This window comes from Pandoraea vervacti, assembly GCF_000934605.2.
Lineage (GTDB): Bacteria > Pseudomonadota > Gammaproteobacteria > Burkholderiales > Burkholderiaceae > Pandoraea > Pandoraea vervacti.
This window is the reverse complement of the sequence record NZ_CP010897.2, coordinates 390,746-406,303: the sequence shown is the minus strand read 5'-3', so window position 1 is coordinate 406,303 and position 15,558 is coordinate 390,746. Positions and strand designations below refer to the sequence as shown.

Annotated in this window: 12 protein-coding genes and 1 pseudogene; 5 read left to right on the top strand and 8 right to left on the bottom strand. The window is 62.8% G+C overall.

The genetic code is table 11. From position 1 onward, the window contains the following. Positions 1–59: 59 nt before the first annotated feature. Positions 60–1,460: an HdeD family acid-resistance protein gene (locus tag UC34_RS01780; protein WP_044453502.1), complete on the top strand. Its 1,401-nt coding sequence runs from the start codon at positions 60–62 to the stop codon at positions 1,458–1,460. A 194-nt stretch (positions 1,461–1,654) separates the two neighbouring features. Further along, positions 1,655–2,827: an alpha/beta fold hydrolase gene (locus UC34_RS01775; RefSeq protein WP_052810860.1), complete on the top strand. Its 1,173-nt coding sequence runs from the start codon at positions 1,655–1,657 to the stop codon at positions 2,825–2,827. A 237-nt stretch (positions 2,828–3,064) separates the two neighbouring features. Here UC34_RS01775 and UC34_RS26090 read toward each other — a convergent pair whose 3' ends face one another. From UC34_RS26090 to UC34_RS01755, 4 genes are all read right to left on the bottom strand, one after another. Then, on the bottom strand, positions 3,065–3,208 hold the full coding sequence (locus UC34_RS26090; protein ID WP_044457624.1) for a DUF6726 family protein: 144 nt from the start codon (positions 3,206–3,208) through the stop codon (positions 3,065–3,067). A 213-nt stretch (positions 3,209–3,421) separates the two neighbouring features. Further along, positions 3,422–4,243, bottom strand: coding sequence for a bestrophin-like domain (locus tag UC34_RS01765; protein ID WP_044453499.1), 822 nt, complete (start codon positions 4,241–4,243; stop codon positions 3,422–3,424). Between the two features lie 304 nt (positions 4,244–4,547). After that, on the bottom strand, positions 4,548–5,198 hold the full coding sequence (locus UC34_RS26085; RefSeq protein WP_335645753.1) for a GNAT family N-acetyltransferase: 651 nt from the start codon (positions 5,196–5,198) through the stop codon (positions 4,548–4,550). Continuing rightward, positions 5,185–7,269: an ATP-dependent helicase gene (locus tag UC34_RS01755; protein WP_044453497.1), complete on the bottom strand. Its 2,085-nt coding sequence runs from the start codon at positions 7,267–7,269 to the stop codon at positions 5,185–5,187. The genes UC34_RS26085 and UC34_RS01755 overlap by 14 nt, the downstream gene beginning before the upstream one ends. Before the next feature lie 186 nt (positions 7,270–7,455). Between UC34_RS01755 and UC34_RS01750 the strand changes: the two genes are divergently transcribed. From UC34_RS01750 to UC34_RS01740, 3 genes are all read left to right on the top strand, one after another. Then, on the top strand, positions 7,456–8,403 hold the full coding sequence (locus UC34_RS01750; RefSeq protein ID WP_044453495.1) for a DUF72 domain-containing protein: 948 nt from the start codon (positions 7,456–7,458) through the stop codon (positions 8,401–8,403). 186 nt (positions 8,404–8,589) lie between these two features. Next, entirely contained in the window at positions 8,590–9,150 is a 561-nt protein-coding gene (locus UC34_RS01745; protein WP_044453493.1) for a hypothetical protein, read from the top strand. 10 nt (positions 9,151–9,160) lie between these two features. Continuing rightward, positions 9,161–9,757, top strand: coding sequence for a hypothetical protein (locus UC34_RS01740; RefSeq protein ID WP_044453491.1), 597 nt, complete (start codon positions 9,161–9,163; stop codon positions 9,755–9,757). Positions 9,758–9,812: 55 nt separating this feature from the next. Here UC34_RS01740 and UC34_RS01735 read toward each other — a convergent pair whose 3' ends face one another. The 4 genes and pseudogenes from UC34_RS01735 to UC34_RS01720 all read right to left on the bottom strand — a co-directional run bounded on the left by UC34_RS01735 (position 9,813) and on the right by UC34_RS01720 (position 15,446). After that, on the bottom strand, positions 9,813–11,282 hold the full coding sequence (locus UC34_RS01735) for a catalase (RefSeq protein WP_044453489.1): 1,470 nt from the start codon (positions 11,280–11,282) through the stop codon (positions 9,813–9,815). 544 nt (positions 11,283–11,826) lie between these two features. Continuing rightward, positions 11,827–12,984 (bottom strand): annotated as a pseudogene (locus tag UC34_RS01730) (cysteine desulfurase family protein); the annotation flags it as partial. Positions 12,985–13,138: 154 nt separating this feature from the next. Next, a complete protein-coding gene (locus UC34_RS01725) occupies positions 13,139–14,575 on the bottom strand; it encodes a sensor histidine kinase (RefSeq protein WP_044453485.1) in 1,437 nt (478 codons plus the stop codon). 181 nt (positions 14,576–14,756) lie between these two features. Then, positions 14,757–15,446, bottom strand: a complete 690-nt coding sequence (locus UC34_RS01720; RefSeq protein ID WP_044457621.1) for a response regulator — start codon at positions 15,444–15,446, stop codon at positions 14,757–14,759. Between the last annotated feature and the right edge of the window lie 112 nt (positions 15,447–15,558).

Below are 15,558 nucleotides of genomic sequence, written 5' to 3'. Positions count from 1 at the left end.
TTTCGGGGTGTGTGTTATTCCCGGTCGCCGGGGAACGCGCATGCGATGGAGACTCTGCGTTGGTACGTCTGATTCTGTTGTTGCTCGGCGTGAACTACTTGCGTCGCCGGGCCCGCGCGCTGATCTGGATCGGCGTCATTTTCTTCGCGTTCGGTCTGGCGCTGATCGTCGACGCACTCGACGGCGTGGTGCACTTCCCCCTCAAGGTCTTCGCGTGGCTGCTGTTGCTCGAAGGACTCGCCACGCTGGCCATCGCCACGATCGGCGTGGGCGGACAGCGGCTCGTGCGCGGACTCAAGGGCGGCACCTTCGCGGTCGCGGCATTGCTCGTGCTCCTGTTCGATCAGCACAACGGCAACTTCTGGCTCTCGATGCTGTTCGGTACGCTGTTCCTTGCTGACGGCCTCCTGCAATGCGTGGCGGCCTACGTGGTGCGTTATCCGCGCTGGATATGGGCCATGGTCGGGGGCCTGCTGGAGATCGGCGTCGCCGTCTTCTTCTATCAACCGTATCCCACGCACTACAAGGGCACCTTGCCTTATGCCATCGGTCTGGGGCTCGTCTTCACCGGGTGGAACGTGCTGGTGCTCGCCATGCGCGCACGTCGCATGCGTGGCGACTTCCGTGTCGAACAGATTCTGGGCAGCCCGGAAGACAAGCGCCGCTTGTGGCGCGAACGCCCCCGCGCCCCGCGCTGGGATGGCCCGCCCACCGACTCCGAGCCCGCACTGACGGTGCATGTGTGGACGCCGTCGGGCTCCGCCAAGGCCCCGGCACGCCGACATCCGGTCATCGATCGCTACATCGCTGCCGTCGACAAGAATGGCGTGATCTCGACCGGCCACGCGGCGCTGGAAAGTCACGAAGGCGTGTATGTGAGTCTTTACCCCGCAAAGGAAATCGACCGTTCACCGGATCAGTTCGGCCAGCTTCTGCGTGCCACACGCGAGAACGATGTACCCGGCACGTTCCAGCCCGATTACGCCACCGAGTCGAAGGCGTGGTGCCCGTCCACGGTCAAGGTGCGCATTCGCAACTACTCCCCTCAACAATTGGCCGCTTTCTGGCAGACGTACCAGCAGGACACCACGTATAACCTCACGCACCGCAACTGCTCGAGCAGTGTGGCCCAGGCACTCGAAGCCGCTATCGAGGGGCGGGTCGGGCAATTACCGAACGGCGTGGACGCCGGCTGGTGGACGTTCGTGCGTTTGTGGCTGACGCCGGAGTTGTGGGTCGCGGCGCAACTTCGCAAGCGTGCCAAGACCATGGCGTGGACGCCCGGGCTGGTGCTCGATTACGCGCGGGCCGTGAGCATGCTGGTCGATCCGCGGCCCTTCGGATGGATCACGATGTCGTCGCTGGCGTTGCGCCGCATGCGCCGCTCGCGTCGCGCGTGGCGCGAGGCCGAACAGGCGGCCGCCGCACAGGCGCAGGGTAATCAGACATCGCACGGTTGACGCCCGTCTGGGTAAGATCGGGCAAGATAGTGGCAACGCTTGAGGACGCATCGATTCGGCACGATTGAGTCACTCACAGGGCGACGGCATAACGTCACCCGTATTGGCCCCGCAACCGCAGCAGGCATCCGGGCAACGTGCAAGCGCTGCCTGCCCGAGCTTCAAGAGCATCACCAATACGAGGACAGTCCAGCATGTTCAACCGCCTCTGGCGCTACGTGAGCGCCGCCCTGTTCGCCAGTCTGGTCATCGGCCGCGCCGCTCACGCGATCACCGCGGAAGCCGCGCCCATCACCATTCCTCACGGCGCCATCGTCGAGCGCCACCCGCTCAAGGCGGACTACGGACTGGCCGAAGCCGGCGAGCAATTCCATATTCGGTACAGCTCCATCGACGGTGTCGGCGGCATCGAAGCCCGCGAAGATACGGGCGCCGTCTTCCTGCCCAAAGGGCCAACGCCACCCGGCGGTTGGCCCGTGGTGGTGTGGGCCCATGGCACGGTCGGCATCGCGAGCGCATGCGCGCCGTCGCTCAACGTGCGCAGCCCACGTGACATTCAGTATCTCGACACCTGGCTCTCGCTGGGATTTGCCGTCGTGGCGCCCGATTACGCCGGGCTCGGGTCGCCGGGGCTGCACCACTATCTGAACGCCCGCGCCGAAGCGTATAGCGTACTCGACAGTCTGCTGGCCGCGCGTAGCGCTTTTCCGTTGCGGAATCGCGTGGTGCTCATAGGTCAATCACAAGGCGCCCACGCGGCCTTTGCCGCCGCGGGCTATCAGCCCGAATACGCGCCGGGCGTCAAAGTCGTAGCCACCGTGCTGACCGGAACCCCGTACTTCAACGCGCAGACGTCGGCCGGCACGCTGTTCGCGAGCCAGCCCGATCCCGGGGCGCCGGACCCGAAGATTCCGTATGTCATGTACATGTTCCTGTCGGCCGCGGAGCGCGATCCGTCGTTGAACCCGGCGAAGTACTTCTCTCCGCAGGCGCTGCCGGTGCTCAACGAAGCCCGCGCGCTATGCATCGATACGCTGACCGATCACGCCACGGCCGCCGGACTCAATGCGGGCAACAGCGTCCGCCCGGACATTCAGAAGCTGCTCGACAGCCAAACGCCATCACTGCGCTACCCCACTCTGCACGTCAGGCATCCGGTGTTTATCGGAATGGGCTCGGAGGACATCGACGTGCCGCTCATCATGCAACAGGCTTTCGCTCAGGACGTGACGAAAGCCGGAACGAAGACCCTCGTGCGCATTTACAAAGGGCTGGATCACGATGCAACGGTCAATCCTTCGCTGCGTGACTCCGTGCCGTTCATTCTCGATCTGATGGCGACGAAAAAGCGTGCGCGCGCACAATAACTAGAGGGTTGATTCGAGATTTGAACGAAGGGATCGAGGGAAGGTTCTTGGCGCCAGAAAATAACCCCTTGATTTAGTTGAATTTATTCCCCGTTGCATGAACGCAACATGCGGACACTTACGTAAAAATACATATGGTGCATCGCAACACGTCGTCCTATACTGAACTCGTCTCCTCCATGTCTCCTCCTGATATGGATTAAGCCCGCAACGCGCGGGCTTTCTTTTTTTCTGCGATCAGTCGATTGCCGCAGCGCAGGCGTCCGTCGGTGTTGCCAGCACGCCCCCGACTCCCGGAATGATCTTCAGCCCCGCCGAAGTGACCCGGCATGGGGCCGCCAGCAATCCACATCCCGCCACCGAGGTCACGAACGGCAGAATCGCGAATACGGCCCACCAGCGACGCCAATGGCGCGACGCGGGCGTCGAGACAGACTGTGCACCATCCTCCGTGCGATGGTGCGTGCGCGGGTCGTGTTCATCGGTCGGCACAGCATCAGCGGCGTGCGCAGTGGCGATGGCCTTACGGCGCATCGGGGAAAGTGTATTCATTGGGGGCGTCCTAGTTGCAAATTTGCGCACGTCCTCGCGTCGTCATCGGTTCGTCTGATCCTGTCGAGTGCCCTGGCGCGGCACGGTAAGGCCGACCGACTTCGCAAGGGGCGTCGGCGAGATTCCCGAAGCGCCCCGGAACGGTTCGTCGAGATTCACGATCAGCGCGATCACCATGCCGATCGCGCCCATGTGAATGGCGATGATGAAATTACTTTTCCATGAGCCCGGATAGCGCCCATTCATCGCCATCGCCGCCAGCATGAAAAGTGAGATGACCCACCAGAAAACGCCGGGCACGGTCTTCGTCGAGTTCTCGAAGCGGCCTTGGCGCGCTTCCTCAAGACGATCGAGCAGCGTGCGAATCGAACTGGCGCTGTCCTCGTGGCGCGCGACCACTCGCCGCGTAGCGCTCACAAACGCCGTCAGCGCCGCCTCGGTCCTGGGCGACAGATCGGGATCCGCGGTACTCAACGTCTTCCATTCGTCGGTGACGGCCGATGTCACGTAACCGCGCAGCAACACACGTGCCGACTGCGCGTCGTCGTCGCCGACCGCTTTCAGTTCGCGATCGAGTCGTCGCACGACCGAGGCTTCATGCAGCGCCTGATCGTCGGCGTGGCCGAGATTGGCTCGCACGTCGGTCAACACGTGAGCCAGTACGAACACGATAAAGGCGAGCAAGCTGCCGTGGACCACGTCCGCGACCGTGCCCCGCATCTCCGAGGGATCCCCCAGCCGATCGAACAACGAGACGCGCGCGAGCCAGGCGACGAAAACGGCGAGCACCGCCGTCCCAAGCGCCATGCAGACGAGCAACACGCCCGTCGGCAGCAACGTCATCTGATCAACCAGCCACTGCATGCCCGTCTCCCTGCGTTCGTCTTCGATGCGACTGTCGGCGCTTGCCGTACGCCGTACCCCGTACCTATCGCACCAACCTCACCTACCGCACTTGCCTCGCTCGTCGTTCCCCACCGCAACGGGTCGCGAATCTACGGGCGTCTTCGGAATCTATCGACGCCTTCGCGCCTTTCCCGGCAGCGCATATGCCACGCCTCGCCGCCGATGCGGCGACTATACCTGATGCGTAAAAGACAGCAACTTTAGAAGATTTCGGGGCCTGACAGCGGAAACGTGCCGAAAGATTGCGCGCCCGACGCAGGCGTCAGAGCGCTTTGGTGAGCAATACGGTCGTCAAGCCGCTGTCCCATGCCTCGTCGGGGTATGTCGCCACCTCGGCATAGCCATTGCGAACGTAGAACGCACGGCTTTGCGTGTTGAACGTGTCGGTCTCCAGACGCGCGAGACGATGGCCCGCCGCGCGCATCTGCGTCTCCGCGTGGGCGAGCAGCAACATCCCGATGCCCTGGCGTTGGCGCGACGGCGAAACATGCAGCGCGTCGATAAAGTCGCCGATGACGTGGACCATGCCCACGACCTCGTCCTCGTACGTGGCGTTGCATTCGCCTGCGGTCTCGCTCGGGGTCGCGCTCGGGGTCTCGCTCGGGGTCTCGCTCGGGGTCTCGCTCGAGGTCTCGGTTGGGGGCGCGGATGAGGTCGCAGTCGGGGTGCTTGCGGTCTCGCCTGCCGGTCGACTTTGGAGGCCACTTGCGGACGTCCCCGATACCGCGACAATGAACTCGCGCCAGTGCGCGCGCACATATGCGCGCGTCCGCTCGCCCGAGGCGAACGTTGCTGCGACGTCGGGACGCAACATCGGCGCCCACGTCGTGTGATACGTCTGCATGAGAAGCGCCGTCACCGCTTCGACGTCCGACACGCGCGCCATGCGCAACGCGATGTCAGGACCACGCATTGCGAAGCTTCCTTGCCACATCGATATGCACCGCGACGTCGCCAACCGGCCCGCGCGGCGCATCATCCTCGCGCGGCTTTGGAAAAATGTCGTACAGCGGCAGCATCGCGTCCGGGACGAATCGGCTACGAGTGCCATACACGTGACGATCGCCCATGCCGGTTTGCTGATGGACATAGAACCGCTGCGGCACGATCAGTTGCAACGACTCCTTCGCACGCGTCATGGCGACGTACAGCAACCGCCGCTCCTCCTCGATATCCTCATCATCCCCGGTGCTCATGTCGGAGGGAATGCACCCGTCGACAACATTGAGCACATACACCGAATGCCACTCCTGCCCCTTCGCGCTGTGGATGGTCGACAGGATCAGGTAATCCTCGTCGAGCAACGGTGGCCCGGACTGGGCGCTGGTCGCGTCCGGAGGATCGAGCGTAAGTTCGGTCAGGAACTGCTCGCGCGAACCGTAAGTGTTTGCAATGCGTGCGAGTTGTTCGAGATCGGCTTGCCGCACGGCGGCGTCGTCAAAGCGTTGCGCGAGCAACGGCGAATACCAGCGCAGTGCCAGATCGACGTCCGCCGGCCACGCGAGACGCGTGTCGTGCAACACCATGAAGACCTCGACGAACGCGCGCCACTCCGTCGTGGCGGCCGCGGGAGGTTTGAACGCTGCCAGCACCTGGGCGGGCGTTGCAGATTGCGCCATCGCATCGAGCAGCCGTGTCGCGCTCACCGGGCCGATACCCGGAATCAACTGTGCGACGCGAAACCCCGACAGGCGGCTCGCCGGGTTGTGCGCCCAGCGCAGAATCGACAGCATGTCCTTCACATGCGCTGCTTCGAGAAACTTCAACCCACCGAATTTCACGAACGGAATATTGCGACGCGTGAGTTCGAGCTCCAGCGCGGCGCTATGGCTGCCGGTACGAAACAACACCGCCTGCTGCGTGAGCCGGGTGCCCGTCTCGCGCTGGGCCAGCACCTGATCGGCGACCCAGCGCGCCTGCCCCGATTCATCGCTCACGTTCACGAGCTGCGGCAGACGTGACGATGGCCGGTCCGTCCACAGCGCCTTGGCATAGCGCTCGCTCGACTCGGCGATGACGGCATTGGACGCATCGAGAATCGGTTGCGTCGAACGATAGTTGCGCTCCAGCGTGACCACATGCGCCGGCTCGGCGAACTGCCCGGGAAAGTCGAGGATGTTGCGGATTGTTGCCGCACGGAAGGCGTAAATCGATTGCGCGTCATCACCCACCACCGTGAGACCGCGCCCTTGCGGCTTCATCGACAACAGAATCTGCGCCTGCAAGCGGTTCGTATCCTGGTATTCGTCGACGAGTACGTGATCGAAACGCGCGTCGAGTTCGCGCGCAAGTTCCGGTGCCCCCATCGTCTCCGCCCAGTACAACAGCAGATCGTCGTAATCGAGCACATGCTGCGCCTGCTTCGCGTCGACATACGCCCCGAAGAGCTGCTTGAGTTGGCCTTCCCACTGCGCGCACCACGGAAAATGCTTCGCCAGGACGTCTCCAAGCGGGGCCTGACTGTTCACCACGCGCGAATAGATCGTCAGGCAAGTGCCCTTGAGCGGAAAGCGCGACTGCGTGGCCGAAAATCCCAGTTCGTGACGCACCAGACCGAGCAGATCTTCGGCATCGCTGCGGTCATGAATGGTGAACGCCTCCGACAGGCCGATGCGCGGTGCAAAGTCGCGCAACAACCGTGCGCCGATCGCGTGAAACGTTCCCGCCCAAGGCAGCGACGGCGGCTGCGTCGATGACAGCCCCAGCACCTTTTGCAGCACCGCGCCCACACGTCGCTCCATTTCGTTCGCCGCACGGCGCGAGAACGTCAGAAGCAGAATGCGGTTCGGATCGGCGCCGCGCACGATCAGGTTGGCAACGCGGTGGGCGAGCGTACTCGTCTTGCCCGACCCCGCCCCGGCAATGACGAGCAGCGGGCCGCCCGGCGTGCCATCGTCGCCCACGCCATAGTCGACCGCTTCGCGCTGGCGGTCATTCAGTTCGGCCCATGGGTCGCGGGCGGTAGCGCTCGGCTGTTCGGACATGCAAGTTAGCGAAAGAACCACGGAAATACGCACATAAGCAGACGAAACGTGCCGCTTCTGTACGAGGACGCCTTAAGAATACTGTATATTTATACATTATAACGATGGGTTTGACGCCCATCGAGCCTCCCGCGAATTTAAGACGAATCCTCTCCGCTTCTTCCTATTTCTCCATTGCGGCCCCTGATGACGATTCGCATCGGTACATCGTCCTGGACCGATCCCACGCTCATCGCGTGCGGACGGTTCTATCCGCCCGGCGTCTCTACGCCGGAAGCACGCTTGCGCCATTACGCATCGACGTTCGATCTGGTGGAGGTCGACAGCAGCTATTACCGCCTGCCCGATGCCGGCGTCGCATGGCGATGGGCACAACGCACCCCCTCGTCGTTTCGCTTTCACATCAAGGCGTTTCGGGCCTTCACCGGCCACACCACCGCACTGAATGCGTTTCCGAAGGACATCGCGCGGGCGCTGGGCGCAAGCGCGTCGGACGCGTCGGAGGATTCCCCCGCGACGCAGGGCATTCAAATCGCAGCCAGCGACATTCCGTCCGAGCTGCGAGACGAGTTGTGGCGTCGCTATCTGAGCGCCGTCGAGCCGCTGCGCCAGAGCGGGAAACTGAGCGCGATTCACTTTCAGTTTTCACCACGCGTGCAAAACGATCCGGCCGGGCGCGCCCTTGTCTTCGAGACGGCACGGCGACTGGATGGCGAGCGTCACGTCGTCGAATTTCGCCATCGCAGCTGGTTCGATAGCCCGTCGCGCGAAACCGCGACGCTGGCAATGCTTCGCGAGACGGGCGCAGCGCACACCATCGTCGACAGCCCGGTCGGGTTCGACAATACGGTGCCCGCCGTGTGGGCGACCACACGCGACGATCTCTGCGTGGTCCGCCTGCATGGGCGCAACGCCGCCGCGTGGAATCGCCAGGGCATCACGGCGTCGTCAGGTCGCTTCGTCTACGAGTACAGCGCGAGTGAGCTGATCGACATCTCCGCACGAGTCGAACGAATCGCCGCGCTCGCCGATGACACCCACGTGCTCTTCAATACCAACCACGAAGACCAGGGCATGAAGAACGCCTCGGCGTTTCAGCGGGCGCTGGCCGATCTGGCCCGCCCCGGACATTAGGCGAGACGCCCGGTGTCAGGCCGACATCCCGCTGCACGAAGCGCGCACACTCACAACGCGTGACGTTTTTCCGCCGAAATCGAGACAAAAAGCCGAACCGCATCGGCCAATTCCGATAAATCGGCCGCTTGCCGTTTCCCAGCCATTTGCGCCTCTAGAATCGCCCTGAGATTCACGGAGAACGGCATGGTCGCAGACAGGGAATACATCGAACGCGTGAGAGGGTATGGGTGGAAGGATGTCGACGGATTATGGCGCGACGTCAAGCAATGCTCGACACCGGGTTGGGATGCGGGCAAGGCGCTGGAATATCTGGTGCTGAAGGGGTTCGAGCTTAGCGGGGCCAAGGTCCGATGGCCATTCAGGGTGTTGCACGAGGACCGAAAGGTCATCGAGCAGGTCGACGGCATGATTTATTCCGAAGGCATCGCGGCCATTGTCGAATGCAAGGACTATTCAAAGCCGGCCACACGTACGAAACGAGCCGCCAGCAAGGAGCCCATCGCGACCTTGCTCGCGCATCTGATGCGACGCCCTTCGTCGCTAATCGGTTGCCTGTTCGTGAGCGGCAACTATTCGGACACAGCACAGAACCTGGTCAATTCCATCAAACCTGCCACGATCCTCTGCTGGAGCGGGAGCGACATCGAGTACTGCCTCGAACGGCGGGATTTCGCGTTGGGACTTAAGCGCAAGTACCGGGCGTGCATGGAGGAAGGCGCGCACTGCATGAGTTGCGCAGACTAAGGAGAGTCACATGGAAATACTTCGAAGCATCGTTTGCCCGTCCGAGGACGCGATTGCATTTCTTCAGGCGTGGATGCCCGGAGCGCTCGTGAAATCGTCACGCTTTTATTGCCCCACGACATTGAGCGACGTCCCGACGACCGCTCGCGACGTCATCTATCTGCGAGAGCTCCAGACGCTCGTGATTCACGACGTCCGCTCGACGCATCCGAGCGTCATCGATGATCAAGAAGATCGCACCAAGGACCTGCTGACGATTAACGCATCAAGCGAGCAGTTCGAAATCGTCGTCGTTGCACCTACGCTCTTCATCATGCTTTTCGAAACGCAGGAGGTATTCCAGACGGTATTCGGACATCGCGCCAACGAATATCTGAATTTAATGGGAAGCTACGATCCGGAGCGCGCCATTCGGGAAGCCGGCACGAGCGTGCGCGAAATCATCGCGAACTTCGATAGCGCCACACTCGACAGATTGCGTAACACCATCACGGCGAAACGGATTCTGCAGGGCATCGCCATACTGGATGCCAAGCCATTCGCCGCGGTAAATGGCGGCGACTATGTCGTGCATCGTCGCCCGCCGCAATTTCGGCATTGGGACTAGCGCGCCGATGTCGGCGCGCTAGTCGATCACGTCGCTTTACTGCGCGAGTTTCACGCTACTTCTTCGCGTCCTTCACTGCCTTCTCGATACGTGCGCCGACGTCCGGATCGATTTTCTTCCAGTAGTCGAACGCGCGCTCCAGCACCGGACTGCGCACGCCGCCAAGCAGCGCCCCGGCCACGGTTTCGACGAGACGCGCTCGTGATGCGTCGTCGAACACGTTGCGAACGAGATCGCCGGGTTGCGAGAAATCGTCGTCGTCCTTGTGCAGCGTGTAGGCACTGCGGACCATGTCGCCATCCGATTCCCAGCCGTCTTCGGCCGCACCGGTCTGATCGGCGTACGGGCGTCCGGCGCTGTTCGGCACGTACACCGGCGCGTTGCCAGTGTGCTCGAACGTCATGTGGCCGTCGAACATGTAGGTATTCACCGGCACCTTCGGGCGGTTCACCGGCAACTGATGGAAGTTCGTGCCGATACGGTTGCGCTGTGCGTCGTTATAGGCGAATGCACGGCCAAGCAACATCTTGTCCGGCGACAGGCCAATGCCCGGCACCGTATTGCCCGGCGAGAATGCCGCCTGCTCGATCTGCGCGAAGAAGTTCTCCGGATTGCGGTTGAGCGTCATCTTGCCCACCTTGATCAGCGGATAGTCCTTGTGCGACCACGTTTTGGTCAGATCGAACGGATTGAAGCGATACTGCTTCGCTTGCGCATACGGCATGACCTGGACCGACAGGATCCAACTCGGATGTTCGCCTCGCGCGATGGCGTCGAACAGGTCGCGGCGATGGAAGTCGGCGTCCTGACCCGACATCGTGGCCGCTTCGGCGTTGGAGAAGAACGCCATGCCCTGCTCGGTGTGGAAGTGATACTTGACCCAGAACTTCTCGCCCTGCGCGTTCACCCACATGTAGGTGTGCGAACCATAGCCATTCATGTGACGCCAGGTACGCGGCAAGCCACGGTCGCCCATCAGATACGTGACCTGGTGCGCCGACTCCGGATTGTTCGTCCAGAAGTCCCACTGCATGTGGTTATCGCGCAAGCCCGAGTCCGGCAGGCGCTTCTGGCTGCGGATGAAGTGCGGGAACTTCATCGGGTCGCGCACGAAGAAAACGGGGGTGTTGTTGCCGACGAGATCGTAGTTGCCTTCGTCGGTATAGAACTTGAGCGAGAAGCCTCGCACGTCGCGCCAGGTGTCCGGGCTGCCTGCTTCGCCCGCGACGGTGGAGAAGCGCGCGAGCATGTCGACCTTGGCGCCCTTCTTGAACAGTGAAGCCTTGGTGAACCGGCTCACATCTTCGGTGGTTTCGAAAATGCCGAAGGCGCCCGCGCCCTTGGCATGGGGCTGACGCTCGGGGACCTTCTCCCGATTGAAGTGCGCCATCTGCTCGAGGAAGTGAACGTCGTGCAGCAGAAGCGGCCCGTCCGCGCCGACCGACAGTGTGTTCCGGTCGCTTGCCGCCGGTGCACCCGCACCGGTCGTCGAACCAGTGCCCGGACGTTCGTTCTCTTTGCTCATACATACCTCCGACAAGAAGGTGGGTGGGGAGAGGAAGAGGGAGAGAATAGGAGTCAGCGATGTCGCAAGTGGTTCAAAGCATAATACAAGTCGATGAAACGCATCCACCGGCACATCCACCGGCAAATGGCGCGCTGAATATCCGTCACTTGCGAACGACCTGCTGCGACGCGCGCGAACCGCTTGGCGCAATGCGGCACAAGCATTGGTAATGCATATTGATATGGGTATGGACGTGGGCGCGGATGCGCGGACTGCTGCGGATCGTAGCGCACGTACTGACGGGAGGGGCTGCGACAGGTACGGTTACTGACGCTGCGGCGCACCATCCAGGGCGACTACGATGACTAGGCGACGACGAGACTAAGCGACAAAGAGACCCGGCGGCGAAGGCAAACCTTCGACGACCACGCGACGACGATCAACCGACGATGACTAACAGGAAGTTGCCGAGCGCCTCGGCGCGAGACGCTCGGTTCTGGCCGCCGTGCGGCCAATGCTCAAGACATCAAGACATGAAGACCTCAAGACCGTCGGACGGTCAGGCGGCCAGCGCCCGACACTGACAGACCACACGCTCGAAGCACGCAATCGCAAAGTCGACGGACGCCTCGGACGTAAAGCGCCCGAGACTCACGCGCACCGTACGACTCGCAGCCTCGCTGTCGAGCCCGATGGCGCTCAGCACATGCGACGGTTGCCCGGAGGCCGAATTGCATGCCGACGTGGACGATACCGCCAGATTGCCGTTGAGCATGAACGTGAAGAAACCCGAATGCCCGATGGTCAGGCTCAGCGTATGCGCAATGCGTTGCGCATCCGCCGCGTTGTGCACCACGCCGTCGAGCGACAGCACCCCCTCGAGCAGACGACGGCTCAGCCGGGCGATGCGTTCGTTATCCGCCGTCATGTGCTGACGGGCCAACTCGCAAGCCGTTCCCATCCCCACGATCTGATGTGTTGCCAACGTGCCGGAACGCAGTCCGCGCTCGTGACCGCCGCCATGCATCTGCGGGGCAATGCACGCCATCACGTCCTTGTTCACGTACAACGCGCCGATGCCCTTCGGCCCGTAGACCTTGTGCGCCGACATCGACAGCATGTCTATGCCCATGGCCTTCACGTCGATGGGAGTCTTGCCCAGCGCCTGAGCGGCATCCACATGTAGCAGTGCGCCCGCGTCATGCACGACTTTGGAGATGGCGGCGACGTCGGTCAGCGTGCCGAGTTCGTTATTGACGAGCATGACGGACACCAGCCCGGTGTCGGGACGCAGCGCCGCCGCGACGGCTTCCGCCGTGATCTCTCCCTTGGGGGAAGGCTTCAGGTAAGTGACCGATGCACCGCGCGTTTCCAGATACGCCATGGTGTCGAGAATCGCCTTGTGCTCAAGAACGCTCGTCATCAGGTGCGCACGCGCGTGCCCCAGCTCGGCGTACCCCTTGAGCGCGAGGTTGTTGGACTCGGTAGCGCCGGACGTCCAGATGATTTCCGCCGCATCGGCGCCAATGAGCGCGGCAACCTGCGAACGCGAGCGCTCCACGAGACGGCGGGCGCTCACCCCGGCCGGGTGCGAGCTGGACGCCGGGTTCCCGAACACGCCATCGACGCCGAGACAGTCGGCCATGGCGGCAATCACCTCGGCATCCGCCGGTGTCGTTGCTGCGTAATCGAAATAGTGAAGTGTGTCGCTCTCGCGCATGATCGGCCCCCGCCCAGAAATTTGTGCATTGATCGTACGCGCCGAAACTGAGAAAAGGCTTGCGGAATTACCCGAGATAATGGCGTTTTAGAGAAAATTCACCCGGCAATCTCGCAATTTCCGAAAAATTCATCCAGACCACCCTCACACTCTCTCACACGTCCTCATGCCCCGGGAATCGCACGGTGACTTCCAGCCCGCCGCCGACGGCTTCGTCGAGCGCGACCTGTGCGCGATGTTTGCGCGCGATTTCCTTGACGATGGCCAGTCCAAGGCCCGAGCCATCCGCGGGCTGGGTGCCCGTGTGGCTTTGCTCGCTACGATAAAAGCGCTCGAACACCGCGTCGCGCTCGTTCGCCGCAATGCCGGGGCCGTCATCGAGCACCTGAAGCACAGGCACCGTGCCGTCGAGCCGCGTCCGCACGGTGATGATCGCGCCGTCTCCGGCATAACGGATGGCGTTATCGATCAGGTTGCCGCATAGCTCGGCGAGCAACTCGCGCTGCGCGATCACCTGCACCGGCCCGTCCTGCTCGAACCCGAGGTCGATGTGCCGCGCGCGCGCGACCGGGGACCAGTCGAGCGTTACGCTGCGAGCCACTTCGTCCAGTCGCAACGGCACCATCGCCACGGGCGGCCCGCCCTCGGCCTCGAGACGCGACAACGACAGCAACTGCCGCACGCTTTTCGCCGCCTGCTTCACAGCCTGGTTGAGCCGCTCGACACGCTCGCGCGCCTGAGCGCTCAGCGACTCGCGCAACGTCAGTTCCGACTCCGCCTGAATAATGGCGAGCGGCGTCTTCAACTGATGCGCCGCATCGGCAAAGAAGCGCTGGCGGGACGCCTGCATCCGCCCGACGCGCCCCACGTATTGATTGATGGACTCGACGAGCGGTTTGACTTCGGTGGGCAAATCGACGTTATCGAGCGGCGTCGTATCGTCTTCGCCCCGCGCAGCCACCTTGGCAGACAGCCGATTGAGCGGACGCAGGCCGCGCGTCACGCCCAGCCACACGATGGCAAGCGCGAGCACCACCAGCAGCACCTCCTGCTGAAGCGAACCGGTGAGGATCTGGCGCGCGAGTTCGTGGCGCGCCTCGGTCGTCTCGCCGACCACGATCCAGACGACACGCGTCCTGGCGTTCGGCACATCGTGCACCGGCAGTTGCAGCGCGCCCATACGCAGCGTCTCGCCGCGATATTCGGCGTCATAGAACGCCGTGTGATAGGGCTCCGGCCTGAGCCGGCCGGGCGGTAACGGAAGGTCGTGATACCCCGTCACCGCACGTCCGTCGTTGCCGCCGCCCTGCGCGCCGTCGCCCCCTTCACGGATCACGTAGTAGATTTTGCCGCCACGATCGGACTCGAACATTTCCAGTGCGAGATACGGCAGATTGACCTGGACTTCGTCATCAATGAGCTGCGTGCCTTCGCGGATCGACTTGATCGAGAACTCCAGCGAACGATCGAACGCCGAGTTGGCCGCGCTCATCGCACGCTCATAGGTGAGCCACGTGTCGAGCGCGAGCAATCCGAGCAAGGGGAACAGCAGCCAGAGCGCGAGTTGACGTCGAAGATTCGGTTGCGGCATACGTGGCGAGATAGCGAGGCTTGAACGACGAAGGTGTGGCAAAGGCGTCTGAGTCGCGGCCACGGCACGGCTATGGCATGGCTGAGTCTCGGCTGAGCCACGGCTGAAGCGCTGTAACGACGCGACAACGACGCTCCACGCCGAACGAGTGACATCGACGGGCGCAGAACGCCCGCGCGCATCACCCGGCCGGCGGCGCAACGTCCGCTTTCTCCTCGAGCAGATAACCAAGGCCGCGCAGTGTCACGATAGCGACACGGCTGCCTTCGAGCTTCTTGCGCAGACGGTGGACGTAGATTTCGATGGCGTCCGGGCGGACGGACTCATCGATACCGAACAGCTTCTCCGACAGCGCTTCCTTGTTGATGGCGCGCCCGCCCCGCAAGATCAGAACTTCGAGCACGGCGCGCTCGCGCTTGGTCAGCGCCAGCAATTCGCCATCGAGCCGAAAGCTGCGCTCGACACCGTCGAACACCAGCGGTCCGCACACCACGTCGGCGCTCTCGTGATGCTGCGATCGACGAATCAGCGCACGGGCGCGCGCCTCCAGTTCATCGAGTTCGAACGGTTTGGAAAGATAGTCGTCGGCCCCGAGATTGAGGCCCTTCACGCGATCCTCCAGCGAACCGTGCGCCGTGAGAATCAGCACCGGCACGCGGTTGCGCCGCGCGCGCAATCTGCGCAGGATCTCGAGACCATCGAGGCGCGGCAGTCCGAGATCGAGAATCACGAGCGAATACTCCTGCGTGCGCAATACGTGGTCGGCCGCTTCGCCGTCATGCATGCAGTCGACGGCAAAGTTCGCCTGCGTCAACGCCTCGGACAGCGATTTGGCCAGGCTCGGGTTGTCTTCGACAAGCAGAATGCGCATGAGTGCAGGAATGACAGGAGACGGAAAGGCGCCCTCACGGCGCCGATGCATACGATTCCGGTCATGCGTCACGCACCGAACGGCCGAAGCGACACATGACGACACTAGGGAA

Coding starts and splice junctions, on each gene's coding strand:
- UC34_RS01755 (WP_044453497.1), bottom strand. CDS start 7,269: ATGTCCGAACAGCCGAGCGCTACCGCCCGCGACCCATGGGCCGAACTG.
- UC34_RS26085 (WP_335645753.1), bottom strand. CDS start 5,198: ATGCGTGGTCCTGACATCGCGTTGCGCATGGCGCGCGTGTCGGACGTC.
- UC34_RS01745 (WP_044453493.1), top strand. CDS start 8,590: ATGGTCGCAGACAGGGAATACATCGAACGCGTGAGAGGGTATGGGTGG.
- UC34_RS01740 (WP_044453491.1), top strand. CDS start 9,161: ATGGAAATACTTCGAAGCATCGTTTGCCCGTCCGAGGACGCGATTGCA.
- UC34_RS01735 (WP_044453489.1), bottom strand. CDS start 11,282: ATGAGCAAAGAGAACGAACGTCCGGGCACTGGTTCGACGACCGGTGCG.
- UC34_RS01750 (WP_044453495.1), top strand. CDS start 7,456: ATGACGATTCGCATCGGTACATCGTCCTGGACCGATCCCACGCTCATC.
- UC34_RS01720 (WP_044457621.1), bottom strand. CDS start 15,446: ATGCGCATTCTGCTTGTCGAAGACAACCCGAGCCTGGCCAAATCGCTG.
- UC34_RS01765 (WP_044453499.1), bottom strand. CDS start 4,243: ATGCAGTGGCTGGTTGATCAGATGACGTTGCTGCCGACGGGCGTGTTG.
- UC34_RS01725 (WP_044453485.1), bottom strand. CDS start 14,575: ATGCCGCAACCGAATCTTCGACGTCAACTCGCGCTCTGGCTGCTGTTC.
- UC34_RS01775 (WP_052810860.1), top strand. CDS start 1,655: ATGTTCAACCGCCTCTGGCGCTACGTGAGCGCCGCCCTGTTCGCCAGT.